The organism is Kitasatospora sp. NPDC091276, from assembly GCF_040684355.1.
Classification (GTDB): domain Bacteria; phylum Actinomycetota; class Actinomycetes; order Streptomycetales; family Streptomycetaceae; genus Kitasatospora.
Window position 1 is genome coordinate 209,379 of the sequence record NZ_JBFBFU010000010.1, and the last position, 15,156, is coordinate 224,534.

General features: G+C 70.2%; 19 protein-coding genes. 9 read left to right on the plus strand and 10 right to left on the minus strand.

Going from position 1 to position 15,156, the window contains the following annotated elements:
- Nucleotides 1-27: 27 nt before the first annotated feature.
- A complete protein-coding gene (locus tag AB0O19_RS15250; RefSeq protein ID WP_363619805.1) occupies nucleotides 28-1,542 on the minus strand; it encodes an alkaline phosphatase family protein in 1,515 nt (504 codons plus the stop codon).
- Between the two features lie 202 nt (nucleotides 1,543-1,744).
- Here AB0O19_RS15250 and AB0O19_RS15255 point away from each other — a divergent pair, with 202 nt between their 5' ends.
- From AB0O19_RS15255 to AB0O19_RS15270, 4 genes are all read left to right on the plus strand, one after another.
- On the plus strand, nucleotides 1,745-2,512 hold the full coding sequence (locus AB0O19_RS15255; RefSeq protein WP_363619807.1) for a GntR family transcriptional regulator: 768 nt from the start codon (nucleotides 1,745-1,747) through the stop codon (nucleotides 2,510-2,512).
- Nucleotides 2,513-2,819: 307 nt separating this feature from the next.
- Entirely contained in the window at nucleotides 2,820-3,029 is a 210-nt protein-coding gene (locus tag AB0O19_RS15260; RefSeq protein WP_363586205.1) for a ferredoxin, read from the plus strand.
- Nucleotides 3,019-4,392: an FAD-dependent oxidoreductase gene (locus AB0O19_RS15265; RefSeq protein ID WP_363619809.1), complete on the plus strand. Its 1,374-nt coding sequence runs from the start codon at nucleotides 3,019-3,021 to the stop codon at nucleotides 4,390-4,392. Before AB0O19_RS15260 ends, AB0O19_RS15265 begins: the two co-directional genes overlap by 11 nt.
- A gap of 31 nt (nucleotides 4,393-4,423) precedes the next feature.
- Nucleotides 4,424-5,620, plus strand: coding sequence for a cytochrome P450 (locus AB0O19_RS15270; protein WP_363619811.1), 1,197 nt, complete (start codon nucleotides 4,424-4,426; stop codon nucleotides 5,618-5,620).
- Nucleotides 5,621-5,815: 195 nt separating this feature from the next.
- Here the strand turns inward: AB0O19_RS15270 and AB0O19_RS15275 are convergent, their stop codons facing one another.
- Nucleotides 5,816-6,349, minus strand: coding sequence for a universal stress protein (locus tag AB0O19_RS15275; RefSeq protein ID WP_363619813.1), 534 nt, complete (start codon nucleotides 6,347-6,349; stop codon nucleotides 5,816-5,818).
- A 365-nt stretch (nucleotides 6,350-6,714) separates the two neighbouring features.
- Here AB0O19_RS15275 and AB0O19_RS15280 point away from each other — a divergent pair, with 365 nt between their 5' ends.
- Both AB0O19_RS15280 and AB0O19_RS15285 read left to right on the plus strand, forming a co-directional pair.
- Complete coding sequence (locus tag AB0O19_RS15280) at nucleotides 6,715-7,218, plus strand: discoidin domain-containing protein (protein WP_363619815.1); 504 nt, start codon at nucleotides 6,715-6,717, stop codon at nucleotides 7,216-7,218.
- Complete coding sequence (locus tag AB0O19_RS15285) at nucleotides 7,215-7,418, plus strand: hypothetical protein (protein WP_363619817.1); 204 nt, start codon at nucleotides 7,215-7,217, stop codon at nucleotides 7,416-7,418. The genes AB0O19_RS15280 and AB0O19_RS15285 overlap by 4 nt, the downstream gene beginning before the upstream one ends.
- 165 nt (nucleotides 7,419-7,583) lie before the next feature.
- On the opposite strand, the gene AB0O19_RS15290 is transcribed toward AB0O19_RS15285, so the two are convergent.
- Entirely contained in the window at nucleotides 7,584-7,949 is a 366-nt protein-coding gene (locus AB0O19_RS15290; protein WP_363619819.1) for a hypothetical protein, read from the minus strand.
- On the opposite strand from AB0O19_RS15290, the gene AB0O19_RS15295 reads away from it, so the two are divergent.
- Nucleotides 7,939-8,139: a hypothetical protein gene (locus AB0O19_RS15295; protein ID WP_363619821.1), complete on the plus strand. Its 201-nt coding sequence runs from the start codon at nucleotides 7,939-7,941 to the stop codon at nucleotides 8,137-8,139. The genes AB0O19_RS15290 and AB0O19_RS15295 overlap by 11 nt on opposite strands.
- Nucleotides 8,140-8,146: 7 nt before the next feature.
- Here AB0O19_RS15295 and AB0O19_RS15300 read toward each other — a convergent pair whose 3' ends face one another.
- Together AB0O19_RS15300 and AB0O19_RS15305 are read right to left on the minus strand one after the other, a co-directional pair.
- The gene (locus AB0O19_RS15300) at nucleotides 8,147-8,350 is read right to left on the minus strand and encodes a hypothetical protein (RefSeq protein WP_363619822.1); all 204 of its coding nucleotides are present in this window, start codon (nucleotides 8,348-8,350) and stop codon (nucleotides 8,147-8,149) included.
- Between the two features lie 418 nt (nucleotides 8,351-8,768).
- Nucleotides 8,769-9,752 carry a LysR family transcriptional regulator gene (locus AB0O19_RS15305; protein WP_363619824.1) on the minus strand — a complete coding sequence of 328 codons (984 nt, stop codon included), beginning with the start codon at nucleotides 9,750-9,752 and terminating at the stop codon, nucleotides 8,769-8,771.
- Between the two features lie 104 nt (nucleotides 9,753-9,856).
- Between AB0O19_RS15305 and AB0O19_RS15310 the strand changes: the two genes are divergently transcribed.
- On the plus strand, nucleotides 9,857-10,750 hold the full coding sequence (locus AB0O19_RS15310; RefSeq protein ID WP_363619826.1) for an NAD(P)H-binding protein: 894 nt from the start codon (nucleotides 9,857-9,859) through the stop codon (nucleotides 10,748-10,750).
- Between the two features lie 80 nt (nucleotides 10,751-10,830).
- A complete protein-coding gene (locus AB0O19_RS15315) occupies nucleotides 10,831-11,196 on the plus strand; it encodes a darcynin family protein (RefSeq protein WP_363586216.1) in 366 nt (121 codons plus the stop codon).
- Nucleotides 11,197-11,410: 214 nt separating this feature from the next.
- Here the strand turns inward: AB0O19_RS15315 and AB0O19_RS15320 are convergent, their stop codons facing one another.
- The 5 genes from AB0O19_RS15320 to AB0O19_RS15340 form a co-directional block, all read right to left on the minus strand.
- Nucleotides 11,411-11,674, minus strand: a complete 264-nt coding sequence (locus tag AB0O19_RS15320) for a hypothetical protein (RefSeq protein ID WP_363619901.1) — start codon at nucleotides 11,672-11,674, stop codon at nucleotides 11,411-11,413.
- 115 nt (nucleotides 11,675-11,789) lie between these two features.
- Nucleotides 11,790-12,350, minus strand: a complete 561-nt coding sequence (locus tag AB0O19_RS15325; protein WP_363619828.1) for a hypothetical protein — start codon at nucleotides 12,348-12,350, stop codon at nucleotides 11,790-11,792.
- 80 nt (nucleotides 12,351-12,430) lie between these two features.
- Nucleotides 12,431-12,988 carry a hypothetical protein gene (locus tag AB0O19_RS15330; protein ID WP_363586218.1) on the minus strand — a complete coding sequence of 186 codons (558 nt, stop codon included), beginning with the start codon at nucleotides 12,986-12,988 and terminating at the stop codon, nucleotides 12,431-12,433.
- A gap of 323 nt (nucleotides 12,989-13,311) precedes the next feature.
- Nucleotides 13,312-14,349 carry a sugar ABC transporter substrate-binding protein gene (locus AB0O19_RS15335; RefSeq protein WP_363619829.1) on the minus strand — a complete coding sequence of 346 codons (1,038 nt, stop codon included), beginning with the start codon at nucleotides 14,347-14,349 and terminating at the stop codon, nucleotides 13,312-13,314.
- An 80-nt stretch (nucleotides 14,350-14,429) separates the two neighbouring features.
- Nucleotides 14,430-15,143, minus strand: coding sequence for a FadR/GntR family transcriptional regulator (locus AB0O19_RS15340; protein WP_363619831.1), 714 nt, complete (start codon nucleotides 15,141-15,143; stop codon nucleotides 14,430-14,432).
- Between the last annotated feature and the right edge of the window lie 13 nt (nucleotides 15,144-15,156).

Sequence of the window (15,156 nt, forward strand, 5' to 3'; positions counted from 1 at the left end):
CGGGGCGGCGGGAGGCCGGTGGTGGTGTCAGGAGCCGAAGGAGACCTGGTCGACCGTCCAGAAGGCGCTGTTGGTGCCCGTGTAGCGGAACTGCAGGCGCGCGGTGGTGGCGCCGGCCGGCACGGTGACGGGCAGGTGCTCGACGGTGTTCAGGTCGGCGCGGTAGGACTTCACCAGCTGCGGGGCGCCGTCGTCGAAGACCACGTACACGTCGCCGGTCTGCGGGCCGTCGACCTTGTAGTTCGTCGCGAAGGACAGCACGGCCCGGCCGAGGCCGGCGACCGGGTAGGCCGGGCTGACCAGGGTGGAGTCGAACTGGCCGGCGCCGTGCGCCTTGTCGTCCCACTCGTCGGAGTCGGCGACCGCGAAGACGTTGCGGGCCCGTACGTTGGTCTCCCGGCCCTGCCCGAGCTGGGTGGCGCTCCAGAACTCGTCGGTGGCGAAGGCCCAGCCGCGCCACTCCGTCACCCCGCCGCCGGGCATCCGGGAGTTGTCGATGCTCCAGCCGCTGGGCGGCGTGTGCGTCCAGCCCCGGACCGCGGCCGGGATGCCCGTCTCGTCCGCCCGGCCCTGTAGGGCGGGGCGCAGCGCGTCGAAGGCGTCCGGGGCGATCTCGTCGATCGGCTGCCCGTCCAGGCGCCAGGAGGGGTCGATCGCCGCGCCCTCGTGCTTGAGGACGGTGGGCGCGATGTCCACGGGCTTGACGTCGTAGCGCCGGGAGCCGGCCGGGTAGCCGGCGCCGTCGGCGATCACGAAGGTCTGCCGCTCGTTGGCGCTGTTGCCGCCGTGCCCGCCGGCGTCGGTGTGTCCGTGGTCGGTGGTGACGACGATCAGCCAGTCCTCCGAGCCGTACGTGGGGCGGGACTTGACGGCTTGCACGACCTGGCCGACGAGCGCGTCGACGGTGTGGATGGCGGCCGCGTACTGGGCGCTGGCGCCGCCGGAGGCGTGCCCGGCCTCGTCGATCCCGTCGAAGTGCAGGAAGGCGGCGTCCGGGTTGCCGTGGGCGAGGTAGTCGGCGGCGTCGGAGGCGGTCTTGGCGTCGTTCTCGTTCTCGGCGATCCGCAGGTCCGCCTTGCCGTTGAAGACGTTGCCGGTGATCGGGTTCCACGAGCCGATCACCAGCGTGGAGGCGGCCGGGTCGGCGGCCTCCAGGCGGCTGGCGAAGTCCGGGTACTGGTCGAACCGGGCGCCGGTGAACGCGTTGTCCTTGACCTGGTGCTTGTCGGGCCACACGCCGGTGGCGATGGTCGACCAGCCCGGCCCGGACAGGGTCGGCGCCAGCGGGTTGGCGTACAGGTTGCTGGTGGCGGTCATGCCGCCGGCCATCAGCGCTTTGAGGTTGGGCGCGTCGGTGGCCGCCAGCTTGTCGTAGCGGGTGCCGTCGACGCCGATGACCAGGGTCTTGGTCTGCTTGGTGCCGTCCGGCAGGCCCTTGTAGGCGGGGGCGGCGGGGGCGGCGTCGGCGGGCGCCGACGGCAGCAGCACGGCGGCTACGGCGGTGGCCGCGGTGACGGTCCGGATGGAGCGGGGGATGCGCACGGGGGCTCCCAACTAGGGGGCGACGCGGTGCGGTTGCACCGGCACCGAGGATGGGGCGCCCGTACGAGGAGGAGCCCTCCCCGGATCCACGGTTGTATGAACAACCGCCGAAATTCAGTCCAGACCGGTTACCATTCCGTGATCTCAGGGGTGCCGAACCGCCACACGATGGCGCCGGACCGCCGCTCGATAAGGTGGCGCGGTGAACCACGGCACCCCCCGGTCCCCCGTCGCCCCCGCCCGCTCCGGCGTCCCCGACCACGGCCGGGTGCCCAAGTACTACCTGGTCAAGGCCCAACTCGAAGACCTCATCGCCGAATTGGGTCCCGGCGGGCGCCTGCCCACCGAAGCCGACCTCGCCGAACGCCACCACGTCGCCCGCGCCACCGTCCGGCAGGCCCTGCGCGACCTCCTCCTCGAAGGCCGCCTGCGCCGCCAGGGTCGCGGCACCGTCGTCGCCGGCCCCAAGATCGAACAGCCGCTCTCCCTCGCCAGCTACACCGAAGGCGTCACCCGCCAGGGCCTGCGCCCCGGCCGCACCCTCATCACCCTCGACCGCCTCCCCGCCGACCCGCCCATGGCCCAGCGCCTCGCCGTCCCCGAAGGCGAACCGCTCTGGCACCTGGAACGCGTCCTGCGCGCCGACGAGGAACGCGTCGGCCTGGAGTCCACCTACGTCCCCGTCGCCCGAGTTCCGCGCCTGGAGCGGGAGTTCGACCCCGAAGGCTCGTTCTACGGGTACCTGCGCGAGTGCGGCGTGCGGCTCGGCGGTGCCGACGAACGCATCGAGACCGTCCTCGCCACCCCCCGCGAAGCCCTGCTCATCGGCACCCCGCCCGCCCTGCCCATGCTGCTGCTCCACCGCCGCAGCCGCGACGCCGAGGGCCACCCCCTCGAACAGGTCCGCACCCTCTACCGCGGCGACCGCTTCAGCTTCACCCTCGCGCTGCACGCCCCCGACAGGGACTGAAGCCGGTCCTGCGCTCCCCGCGACAGGTACGCCGGGCTCGACCACGCCCCGCTCTCCCGAAACCCCGGATCACCGCACTCCCCAGGCGGCGCGCCGCGCCCAGGCCGCCCGCCGCCCGCCGCTCGATCGCGGTGCCGCACGCCGGCTGGTCGGAGCGCTGCCGGTGGACAGCTCGACGCGGACTGCGCACCTGCGGGTCCCCGAGCGGTTGCCGCGCCCGCGCCCGGTTCTCGGCCCGTGCTGCGCGCGTCCGGTTCTCGTCCCATGCTGGAAGAGAGGGGGTACGGCGGCAGAGGAAGTGGTGGGGATGCAGACCGTTGTGGACCTCACGCGTTGCCAGGGCTACGCACAGTGCGTGTTCCTCGCGCCGAAGGTGTTCCAGCTGCACGGCGAGGAGGGACTGCTGTACGCCCCGGCTGTCCCCGACGACCAGGTCGAGCGCGTGCGCCAGGCCGCGGCGGCGTGCCCGGTCCAGGCCATCCTCCTCGGTGAGGAGGTGAGCGCTGATGGCCGGTGACCAGAGCGAGGGCCGGATCGTTGTCGTCGGCGCGTCGCTGGCCGGGTTGCGGGCCGCGGAGGCGCTACGGGAGGAGGGCTTCACCGGCTCACTGACCGTGGTCGGCGACGAGCCTCATCCGCCCTACGACCGGCCGCCGCTGTCCAAGCAGGTGCTGCTGGGCCATGCTGCGGCGGACTCCACCGGGCTGCCGATGCGCCGGGATCCGGACGCCGAGTGGCGGCTGGGCGTACGCGCCACCGGCCTGGACCCCCTGGGGAAGCGGGTGATGCTGGCCGATGGCGAGTCGCTGCCGTACGACCGGTTGCTGATCGCCACCGGGACCCGGGCGCGTCCCTGGCCCGATTCGCAGGAGGCCGCCCTGGACGGGGTGTTCACCCTGCGTACCCGCGAGGACGCCGGCGGTTTGGCCGAGCGGTTGGCTGCCGGGCCACGGCGGGTGCTGGTGATCGGCGGCGGCTTCACCGGTTCGGAGATCGCCTCGGCCTGCCGGGAACGCGGACTGGACGTCACCGTCGCCGAACGCGGTCCCGCACCTCTGGTGGGCGCGCTCGGCGGCACCCTGGCGAAACTCGCGGCCGCCATGCAGCGCAACCACGGTGTGGACCTGCGCACCGGCGTGACGGTCACCGCCCTGCGCGGGGACGACGGCGGCGGCTTCACCGGCGCGGAGCTGTCCGACGGCAGCCGCGTCGAGGCGGACGTGTGCGTCGTCGCGCTGGGGGCGGTCCGCAACGTCGAGTGGTTGGCGGATTCCGGACTGGCGGCGGGCCCGCGCGGAATCGCCTGCGACGCCGGGTGCCGCGCCTTCAACATGTACGGAATCGTCACTGACGACGTCTTCGTCGCCGGCGACGTCTCCCGCTTCCCCCACCCGCTGTTCGGTTACCAGATGCTCTCCCTCGAACACTGGGGGAACGCGGTCGAACAGGCCGGGGTGGCGGCCCACAACATGGTCAGTCCAGGGCCCCTGCGGCGCCCGCACCTCGCCCTCCCGACGTTCTGGTCGACCCAGTTCGGGCTCAACATCAAGTCGGTGGGCGTGCCCACCTTCTCCGACCACGTGGTCATCGCCCAGGGTTCTCTGGAGGCGCGCCGTCTGGCGATGGTCTACGGCTACCAGGGGCGGGTCACCGCGGCGGTCACCGTCGACATGGCCAAGTCGCTCGACTACTACCGGCACCTGATCGAGACGGCTGCGCCGTTCCCGCCCCCGCCCGGCGCGGCGGACCGCGCGCTCGCGGCGGACATCCCGATTCCGTCCGACGTGCCGGATCCGAAGGGGCTGTCCCACGGCCCCACCGTGGCGCTCACCGGATACCTGCCCGACCGTCGACTGACCGTGGTGCAGCCCCGCGGCTGACCCACGTCCCGCCCAACGACGAGGAGCCACCATGGACTCCGACACCTTGCTGGCACGGATCACCGACTACGCGAACCGCCCCAACCCCTACCCGCTGTACGCGGAACTCCGCGAGGCCGGTCCCGTCGTGCGGCAGGCAGACGGCAGCTACCTGATCGGCACCTACCACGAGGTCGCCGCCCTGCTCCACGATCCACGGATGAGCGTCGATCCCCGCACCTGTGGCGAGACGACGCACAAGCCGCCGTTCCTGCGGCTCGACGACCCGGAGCACCACAGACTGCGCACCTTGGCCATGCGGCCGTTCGGCCCCCCGCACAGCCCGTGCCGGGTCGATGCCATGCGCGGCGAGATCGTCCGGCTCACCGGGGAACTGATGGAGCCGTTCCAGGCGGGCGGCCGGATCGACATCGTCGACGACCTCGCCTACCCGCTGCCCGTCACGGTGATCTGCCGCCTGCTCGGCGTGCCGCGTGAGGACGAGCCGCTCTTCAGGGCGTGGTCCGACGCGATCGTCGCGTCCGCCGACGTCCGGCCCGAAGAGGACTCCTCCGAGCGGGACGAGGCGGGCGACCAGGCGGGCGAACAGGCGCGGGGCGAGATGGGCCGGTACCTGGCGGGCCTCGCCGAGAAGCGCCGTGGCAATCCGAGCGACGACATGCTCTCCGCCTTCGTCAACGAACCGGACCCGGCCCTGCGGCTCACCCAGGAAGAACTCGCGGAAACCGCCGTGCTGCTGCTCATCGCCGGACACGAGACCACGGTGAACCTGATCGCCAACGGGGTGCTCACCCTGCTGCGTCAGCCCGAGCAGCTGGACCGGCTGCGTCGCGAACCGGACCTGCTGCCGCGAGCGGTGGAGGAACTGCTGCGCTACGAACCCCCGGTCCACATGCGCGAGCGCATCCCCCTCGCCGACATCGACGTCGGCGGCACCACCGTCCCCCAAGGCGCCACCGTCGTGCTCGCGCTGGCCTCGGGCAACCGCGACCCCAAGCGGTTCCACGCGCCGGACCGGTTCGACCCCACCCGCCCGGACAACCAACACCTCGGCTTCGGCAGCGGTATTCACCTGTGCTACGGCGCACCACTCGCCCGCATCGAAGCCGAGGCCGCGCTCGGTGCGCTGATCCCCCGCCTCGGCCCGGCACGCCTGGTCCAGGACCCGCCCCCCTACCGGCAGAACGCCATGCTCCGCGGACCCCGCCACCTGCCCGTCCACCTCTGAAGCCAGCGGGCCCGGACCAGCGGGTCTGGAGCCAGCGGGTCGGGGTGTGGAGGATGCCGTTGATCAGGACCCCTCAACCTGGACAACCTCGTCCAGATCGCCGCCGACCGCGGAGCGACGGTGCGCCTGCTCGGCGACTACCGCCAGCCTGCCGTCCTCACCTGACCCGGCTCAGAGGGCGGCTGAAGTCGACGGTCACGAACGTGCGGTGCCGTGCTCCGCCGGCACGACGACCACGGGAAGGCCGGCGTGGTGGACGACCTCGGTGCTCGTCGACCCGAGGGTGAGTCGGCCCCAGGCACCCGACCCTCGGGAGCCGACCACGAGCAGGCTGGCGTCCTTGCTCGCCTCAAGGAGGACCTGTGCAGGGCGACCGCGTTCGCAGACGATCTCCACCTCCACGGATGGCCCACCGAGCTGTTGCTGCAGTTCCTCGACCGAGTCCGCCACGGCCTGCGTGACGAGATCGCGCTGCTGGGGGATCGGGCCGGAGTCGACCGTCCGTTCGAAGCCGGAGTGCTGGGTCGGGGTGTACTCGTACGCGCAGACGGCCCGCAGGCCTGTACCGCGCAGCTGGGCCTCGCGCAGGGCGAAGGTCACAGCCTGCCGGGCTGGGGCCGAGCCGTCTGTGCCGACCACGATCGGGCCGGCCGGATGGGGGCAGGAGGATCGGTCACGGGGGACCTCCAAGGAGTCGGCGGGCTCGGAGACGCGTGGGGCCCTCTCCACGTGCCCGGTGGCGGGGCCTGCGCGAGCCGCTTCTCAAGCCTGCTCCTCTCCGCCGGTGGGCACCAGTGCACGGGTGAGCTGTACGCGGTCGGGTCCCACGGCCGCCCCGCCGCGGTGCACGAGGAACGCCACGGTGGTCACGGCGATCTCCGGCAGGGGTCGTGGTCGCTGACCAGGCACGGCAAGGGCCGCAACCCACAACGGCGGCGGTCCTTTCAACCACCCGCTGTTACCGGCGGAGAGTACCTACTTCTCGGTCATGTTCGTCGACGAGGACTGCTGGCTGTCGGACGACGAACTGCGCCGCGACCACCAACCTGGGCTTCACCACCGACCCGGACGGCACCCGACGCCTCCCGTCCGATATGACCGACGGGAACCTGGACACGTACTACTGGAGCGCACGCACCCCCGAGTTCAACGACTGGATCCAGATCGACCTCGGCAGCCAACGCGACATCACCAAGATCGACATCTATCTCGGCAAACCCGACGGCAGCTTCACCCTGCCCGACTGCAACCTGGAATCGTCAACAGACGGCACCAATTGGACCCATTACGCACCCGTCGTGGCATATCAATCGGAGTATCACGGCACCACAGCCCGAACCGCCCGCTACATGCGCCTGAGAATGCTGATCTCACGCAGCACCCGAATCGCCATCCGCTCCTTCCGGATCACCACCAAACCCCGCGGCCGCCATCACCCCCGACGGCGCCACCTTCCACACGGGCAAGGTAGAAATCGTTGGAGACCTCGTCGTTATTGGCAACGTCACCGTGCTGGACGGCGGGAAGCTCAAGGTGAACGACGTCACCAGTCAGGTGGTCACAAACGTCATACTCGGTCTCCGTTGACGCCGACATGATCACCGCGGTCAGGAACGAATCCAACAAGAAGCAGTTCATCAACGCCTGGTTCGGCGGAAATGAGCTGTTCAACATCGGCCTTGACGCCTGGGGAGTAGCGGCCGTGCCCCTCAAGAAGGGATGGGTTTCTCAGAAGGCCTCTCCGAACGGAGCAGCGGACTTGATTGTCTGGAGGTTCTACCTGGGAGCCGAGCCGTAGGCGCAGCCCCACGAGGTCAGCGGCTGGCCCTCCGTTGGCAACCTTCCCTGCGTGCGACCGTTGAGGTCCGCCCGCTGCGACGAGCGGGCCGCCACGTGGGGAAGGTGTACCGACCTGGCGGCCTGTGGCCGAGCCGACCGCGGGGCTCGGCCACAGGCCGCGGGATCAGATGGAGATGACTTTGCCCTTCGCGAAATCCGTGCCTTGCTGCCCGTAAATGCTGATCCTGTACTGCGTGCTCGACACGTGCTCCCCCATGGCGAACAGCATCAGCTTGCTGCCGTCCGCATAGAAGAAAAGGGTGACACTCTGCTGTCCGTTACCCGAACTGGCGTGCAGGACCGGCTGATTGTTGAACTTGTGCGATCCGGTGGGCTTTCCCTGGCCGTCAAATGCCTGGTTCAGGGACTGCTTCAGGTTTGCGAGCCTGTTCCCCATGCCTGCCTCATTGAGGACGTTTTCCAGGTAGGACTGGGCTTGCGGCTGGCGCATGGGACTGGTCTGAGTCCCATCGCTCTTGATGACCACCATCTCGGAAATTGCGGCAGGTGACGCCATGCTCTTCCCCCTCGCGCTGTCGTGCAGGAAGTTCGGGATCTCCCGACCTTTCCTCAGCGTATCCCGGCAGGAAGGTCCGGGTGAGACTCTTTGGATAATCAGCTGCGGCATTCTGAGCTTGGCTCTGTCGGTGATCTTGGTGTTCGGCCGCCTGGGATCGTGATGGTGCGTCAGTCTTGTGGGCGCAGGAGGCCCGTGAGACTGGCGAGGAGTGTGAAGGCCTCGACGGCCTTGTGGTCGAACGTGTCCATCCGACGGCTGTGGAAGGCGGGGTGGAGATGGTGCTCAAGCAGAGATTCGAGGTGCCGGAGCGACGCGGGGCTGAGGTCGCGCTGGTGGGCCTTCCACTCCTCGACGTAGTCCCCGACCTGCATCGGGCTGTACTTCCGGATCCGTTCCGCCGTGCGCCGGCTTTGCGGAGCGTTCTTCCGGGCCTGGTAGACCTCGGTGAGCCGGGCCTTGGCCTTGTCCTGCGTGGTGAACCCGGACTCCTCCGCCTGCCTTCCGGCCGCGTTGCGGTACCGGATCTTGCACTCGTGCGGGCACCGGGGCCACCGGGACTCGGTGCCCGCACTCCTTGAAGAAGGAACCCATGCCGCGGATGAGGCTGGTGGTTGCCATGATCGATCTCGCTCCCCGGGCGTCCTGCTGACGTTTTGCTGACCCCGGATGGTCGATCAAGCCCCTGAGCTGGGACGAACCGCCGAAAGCGTGCTATGTGGTGGGGACGTGCTGATGGCCTCTCAGCTCGGATCCGCCCCTTGGAACGTCGCGGGCCGGGGCGGCGTCGTCCTACGCGGGGCCGATCGCGTCCGCCGCGGTGGGCTCAGAAGCTGCCGCCGGCGTGCGGAGGACCCGGCGGACGGTGTCGCGGAGCCAGCGGTGGGCCCCGTCGGCCGTGTGCCGGGGGTGCCAGGCCATGCCGATGGTCAGGGGCGGCAGGGCCAGGGGGATGTCGAGGAGGTGCAGTCCGAGGGCGCCGGCGTCGTGGGTGAGGGGCGAGGGGGCGGCGCCGGGGAGTGCGGCGGGTACGAGGCAGACGAGGTCGCTGCGGGTGGCGAGGGTCATCGCGGCCAGGTGGCTGGGGAGGACGACGCTGACCCGCCGGTGGAGGTGCTGCTCGGCCAGGGCGGCGTCGAGGGGGCCGGTGAACCGGCCGCGGCGGCTGACCGCGGCGTGGTGGGCGGCAGCGAGCCGGGCCGGGGTCAGCGGTCCTTCGGTGAGCGGATGGCCGGGCCGGACGGCCGCGACCATGCGGAGGCTGACCAGTTCTTCGACCTGGGTTTCGGGGTCCACGTGGTCGATGGATCCGACCTCCAGGTCGATCCGGCCGTCGCGCAGGGCGGGCCCGGCCTCCAGGTCTTCGGCCCGGATCCGGAACGAGACCCCCGGCGCCTCCCGCTGGGCCAGTCGCAGCAGCCCGGGCGCCAGCGCAGCGCCGACCAGGTCGGCGGCCTGGAGGGTGAAGGTGTTGCGGAGGCCGGCGGGGTCGACGCTCGTGCCGGGACTGAGCAGCGCGGCGAGGCTGCGCACCACTGTGGCGGCTTCCTCGCGCAGGGCCTGGGCGCGCGGGGTGGGAACCATGGTCTGTCCGGCCCGGACCAGGAGGGGGTCCTGGAGGATGCGGCGCAGCCGGGCCAGGGTGCGGCTCATGGCGGCGGGCGAGGTGTGCAGCCGTGCGGCGGCGCGGGTCACGCTGTGCTCGGCCAGCAAGGCATCCAGAGCGATGGCGAGATTGGCGTCGATGACCGGATCCGGGCTGCTCACCAGCATCATTCCATTTCAGTCAATGATTCCGTGCTGAAGTTCCCATTGTGGCAGCACGGCGGACCTCAGCAGGATGAGGGCGTACCGAAACCAGCACCAGCTTCGAGGTTTTCATGATCGTCATCACTGGTTCCACCGGGAACATCGGCCGCCACCTGCTCTCCCGGCTCCTGGAGTCCGCCCCCGCCGCGGGCGAGGAACTGCGCGTGATCGTGCGCGATCCCGCCCGGCTTCCGGACGCGGCGCGCGGACGCGTCGAGGTCGTCACCGGCTCGCACGCGGACGCCGAGGTCCTCGACCGGGCCTTCGAGGGCGCGGACGCGGTCTTCTGGCTCGTCCCCCCGGACGCCTCCCTGACCCCGTACGACGCCTACAGCGGTTTCACCCGCCCCGCCACCGAGGCGCTCGTCGCCCACGGCGTCGGCCACGTCGTCGGCGTCTCTGCGCTCGGCCGCGGCACCCCGCTCGCCGACCGGGCCGGCCTCGTCACCGCCTCCCTCGCCATGGACGACCTCATCGCCGGCACCGGCGTCGCCTACCGGGCCCTGGCCAACCCATCCTTCTTCGAGAACCTCCTGGAGGAAGCCGACTCGATCCGCGAGAAGGGCGTCTTCACCGACTCCGTCGACGCCGACCGCAAGGCCCCGTTCGTGGCCGTCGCCGACATCGCGGCGGCCGCAGCCGGCCTGTTGCTGGACCGCTCGTGGACCGGCACCGGCAGCGTCCCGGTCCTGGGGCCGCGGGACCTGTCCCCGAACGACCTGGCCCGCATCATGACCGAGCAGTTCGGCCGCCCCGTCCGCTACGAACGCCAGTCGTTCGACGAGCTGTACGCCACCCTCGTCGGCTACGGCCTCAACGAGGCGTTCGCCCAGGGCGTGGTCGACATGAAGCGGGCCAAGGACGAGGGCCTCGACGCCGGCGTCGTCCGCACCCCGGACACCGCCTCCCCCACCGGCTTCGAGCAGTGGTGCGCCCGGACCCTCAAGCCCGCGGTCCTCTCCTGAAGTCCAGCACCCGGCGCCGGGGCAGCACGGAGCCCGGCGAACCAGGACCACTACCCATCTGCCGCTTTGGAGGCACCCCGATGTCCGCTGAGAGGTCCGAACCACCGGTCACGGCGTTCATGCTGGTCAAGACCACGCCCGAGTGGCTCGCACTGACCGTCAAGGAGCGCGTGGACGCCTTCACCACCCAGGTCCTGCCGGCCATCAAGGCCAAGACCACCGGCGTCCGGTCACGCTTCTACGACACGGAGTTCTACTCCGCTCGTGTCACCGACGTCTGGGTGTGGGAGGCCGACGACCACCACGCCTACCAGCTGCTCGTCGACGCACTGCGCGAAACCCCCTTCTGGGACCGCTACTTCGAGGTCGTCGACCTCCTCGTCGGCACCGAGAACGGCTACGCGCGAACCTACGGCCTCGAACCCGTCGCCACCATCGCCACCTGACACACCGCCGGCCCGCCCACCCACCTGCGCACGAGCGCCGATGCCCCCTGACCGGTCGGCGGTTTCTAGAAGGCTGATGAAGATCTTGCTTCGGACACCCGATTCACCCCGGTTTGCCGGGAAATGTCAACCAGGTCGAACTGGTGCAAGCCGGGCGCGTTTTCAAGATCTTCATCAGCCTTCTAGGGGTCGTTGCAACACGTGGTCGGTTTGATCAGGCCGCGATGAGTTTATGCAGGCGCTCGGCTGGGGTTTCCCAGCCGAGCGTTTTGCGTCGGCGGCCGTTGAGTTCGTCGGCGACCGCGAGTCCGGTGGCGTCCTTGAGTCGCACCGCGACCCGGACACCCTCGCCCTGGTGCGGGCCACCGTCGGCACGGGCGGAGAACAGGGTGCCGCGGCGTGCCGCGGAGAGCGCGAGCAAGGGCTCGAAGCCGTCCTCGGACGGGAACGGGCCCGGGGGGCGCCCGGTCCGGTCCACCAGCAGGCCTCCTGAAGTTCGCAGGAGGCCCGAAGAACCTGTTCGGTTTTCTTGGGCGAGGACCGAATGGAACTCGATCACCGCAGGTCGGGGGCGTGGCTTCGGCCCCGTTGCTTCAGGTGTTGAGCAGGCGGTTGAAGAACGAGCGGTAGCGCTGGAGCGCGACGCGCAGTTCTTCGGTCGGCACCTCGTCGCCGCGGTGCCACTGGCCTTCGAGGTCCTGCTTGTGCGCGGAGAAGGTGGTGGCGAGTGCCTGCATCGCCTCGGCGACCAGATTATCGGCCGCGGACACGGCATGGCGCGGGTCGTCGACGAATTCGCCCTGGATCTTCTGCCACCGGGAGCGGAACTCCTCCTGCTGCCCGCCCAGCAGGGGTTCGTTCTCGGCGGCTTCCGGGTCCTCGGTGCGCTCGGATGGCTCGGATACCTGGGTGTAGCCCCCTTCCTGCTCCTCTTCCTGTCCGCGTTCCTGCCCGAAGTCCTGCTCGCGGTCGCGGCCTTCGAGCGTGAACTCCTGCTCACCGCTCCGCTGTTCGGTGGTGGCTTCCCCGGGGAACGCCGGTGGCGAATCCGCCCCGGAGGTATCGCTCTGTTCGTTGGTGTCCTGTCGGGCGCCGGCCAGATCCTCCGTGGACAGGCCGCCCTCGCGCGGTTCGGATGTTGCTCGGCTGTGCATCTCTTCACTTCCCTCTCGGCAGTTCCGGTCGGCGGCCGTCGCCGGGTGCGTCCCGTCAGCTCAACTCGCCGGTGCGGGGCTCACGCGCGGCTGCCCTGCGGACGGTCACCGTTGTGGAGCAGTTCCTCGAACAGGGTGCGGTAGTGCACCATGGCGCCGCGCAGTTCTTCCGTGGTCGCCTGGTGGCGGCTGCTGCGGTCGTTGACCTCGTGAGCGGACCGGAAGTGCGTCAGCACGCTCCCGTGTTCGACGGAGAGGTCCTTGAGCTGCTGCTCGTACCCCTCGGTCGGGTATCCGCGCTCGCTCATGAGCGTGGTGACGAGCCGGTCCGCCTCGTGCACCGTGTCGTCGGGCCGGTCGACGAACTGTTCCTGCACCCGTGCCCAGTCCTTGGCGTACCGGTCACGGGCACCCGGTGACAGCGGTTTGATGTTCAGCGAGTCGTGGCGCGACTCGCGCTTGCGCAGCTCCCGGTCGGCGGCGAAACGGCCGTCCTTCGCCTCCGCGGTCCGGTCGTACTCCGGGCCGAACCGTTCCTGCAGATGGCGGCGGCGGATGACGAACGTCGCCACCAGCGCGCACACGACCAGAAGGACGACGACGATGGCGATGACTGCGATGAGGGTCCCTGTTGACATTTGGGTCCTCCGCTTGTAGCTCCAGACCTCCCTGAACGGCGCGTGCCCTGCTGCCCGGAGCCAAAACACGGACGAACCGAAGAAGTCGAATGCCACGCGGACGTGCCCGAGACGCAGCGTCGGTTTCTGACCGTCGACGCGCGGGCCCTGCCCCGGGCGGACGCGGCGCCGCAGCTGGGCGCCCTGACCACCGGTGCACTTCGCACGGTGCGGCCCTTCAGCGGGGGTGGGTGGGGGAGCGGTCAGTGGTGGTGCACAGACCGGAGTCCCGTCGTCCCGTTGTTGTGGTGGATGCGCCGGCCTGGTTCCGGGGCCCGTCTCGGTCAGCCCGCGGCGTGGTTGGCCCAGAGCGACGGGTCGTCGACGTTCTCCTTGGTGACCAGGGGAGCGGGGAGCTGGTCCTCCAGGCCGTTGGGCAGGGTGATGATGGTCGAGTGGTGGTCGGTGGGCCCGGGTTGGAATTTCCTGCCTTCGGCAGCGGCCTTGGCGTAGTACAGGGCGTACTTGGCGTAGAGGTCGGCGGGCTGGGAGACGGTCGCGTCGATGTCGCCCTTGCGGATCGCGTCGAACTCCTGCGGGATGCCGTCGTTGGAGACGATGGTGATGTGGCCGGGCTGGCCGGCGGGCTTGAGCAGGCCCTTCTGGCGTAGGAGGTCGAGGGTGGGCTGGAGGAAGACGCCGCCGGCCTGCAGGTAGATGCCGTTCAGGTCCCGGTTGGCGGCGAGGGTGGACTGGAGCTTGGCGGAGGCGACGTCGCCCTTCCAGTCGGTGGGCAGCGCGATCACCTGGATACCGGGGTAGTTGCGTTTCATGCAGGCGGCGAATCCCTCGGAGCGTTCGTATCCGTTGATGGAGGTCAGCGCGCCCTGGAGCTCGGCCACCTTGCCCTTGCCGCCGAGCTGCTTGCCGAGGAACTCGCAGGCCTTGGTGCCGTACGTCTTGTTGTCGGTGCGGACCACCATGTAGACGCTGCCGTGCTCCGGTTCGGTGTCCACGCTGATCGTGTGGATGTTGGCACGGAACAACTCGGAGAGTGTCGAATCGGTGGTCATGGTGTTCTGCGGCGCCATGACGATGGACTTGGGGTGTCGGGCGGCCAGCGACTGGACGTTGGCGGTGAACGTCGCGTCGTCGCCGTTCGAACGGGTCGGGGGCAGGACACTCAGCTGCTGGTCGTTGATCTCCTGCTGGAGGTACTTCGCGTACGCCTTCCAGAAGTCGGAGTCGGCGCGGGGGATGTCGATGCCGATCTGGGGGCGGGAGTTGCCGGGGTCATCAGTGCCACCGCAGGCGGTGAGGCAGCCGGCGAGCAACACGGCGATGCAGCCCGTGCAGGTGGTCCGGATGGTTCGGCTCTTCATGTGTCAGACCGTCCTGGGTCGTGGGGGTCTTGCGCGCTGAGGGGGAGGGGAACGGATGTGCGGGATTCGGCACGTCGCCGTCAGGCGATGGCGTCGAGGTCCGGGGGGTCGAGGTCCGGGTGGTCGGTGCCGGCGGCCAGCCAGTCCTCGACGGCGGCGACGTGCACGGTGCTGGCACTGGCGGCCAGGACGGCGTCGTGGTCGACCAGGGCCCGCCATATGGCCTCGTGTTCGCGGTGGGCCTGCTCGCGGGCAGGGGCGTTGTGCGTACCGCGCACGATGCGCAGCCGCTGGGTGTGGGTGGAGAGGATGCCGAGCAGGGTGGACAGCACGGGGTTGCCGACGGCATCGGCGATGGTGCGGTGGAACTCGATGTCGAGCTCGATGAACTCCTCGATGCCGGCAGCCGCGGCGCTCTGGTCGAGGACGGCCCGCAGCGTTCGCAGGTGGTCGTCGGTGAGCAGGCCGGCGGCGAGGGCGGTGACCTGCGGTTCCAGCAGGCGCCGCACCTGGAGGAGTTGCCGGGCCGTGTGCCCGTGGGAGACGTCGGAGGCGAAGGCCATGGCTTCCAGCAGGAGGTGTGGCTCCAGGCCGGAGACGTAGGTGCCGTCGCCCTGCCGGGGGACGAGGATCCGCATCGCGGTGAGCGCCCGGACGGCCTCGCGCAGCGAGTTGCGGGACAGCCCGAGCTGGTCGGCGAGGTCGGCCTCGTTGGGGAGTCGCGCGCCGGGCAGCAGGGCGCCGGAGACGATCATTTCCTTGATCTTCTCGATGGCCTGGTCGGTCACCGCCACGGTGTTCGCCTCC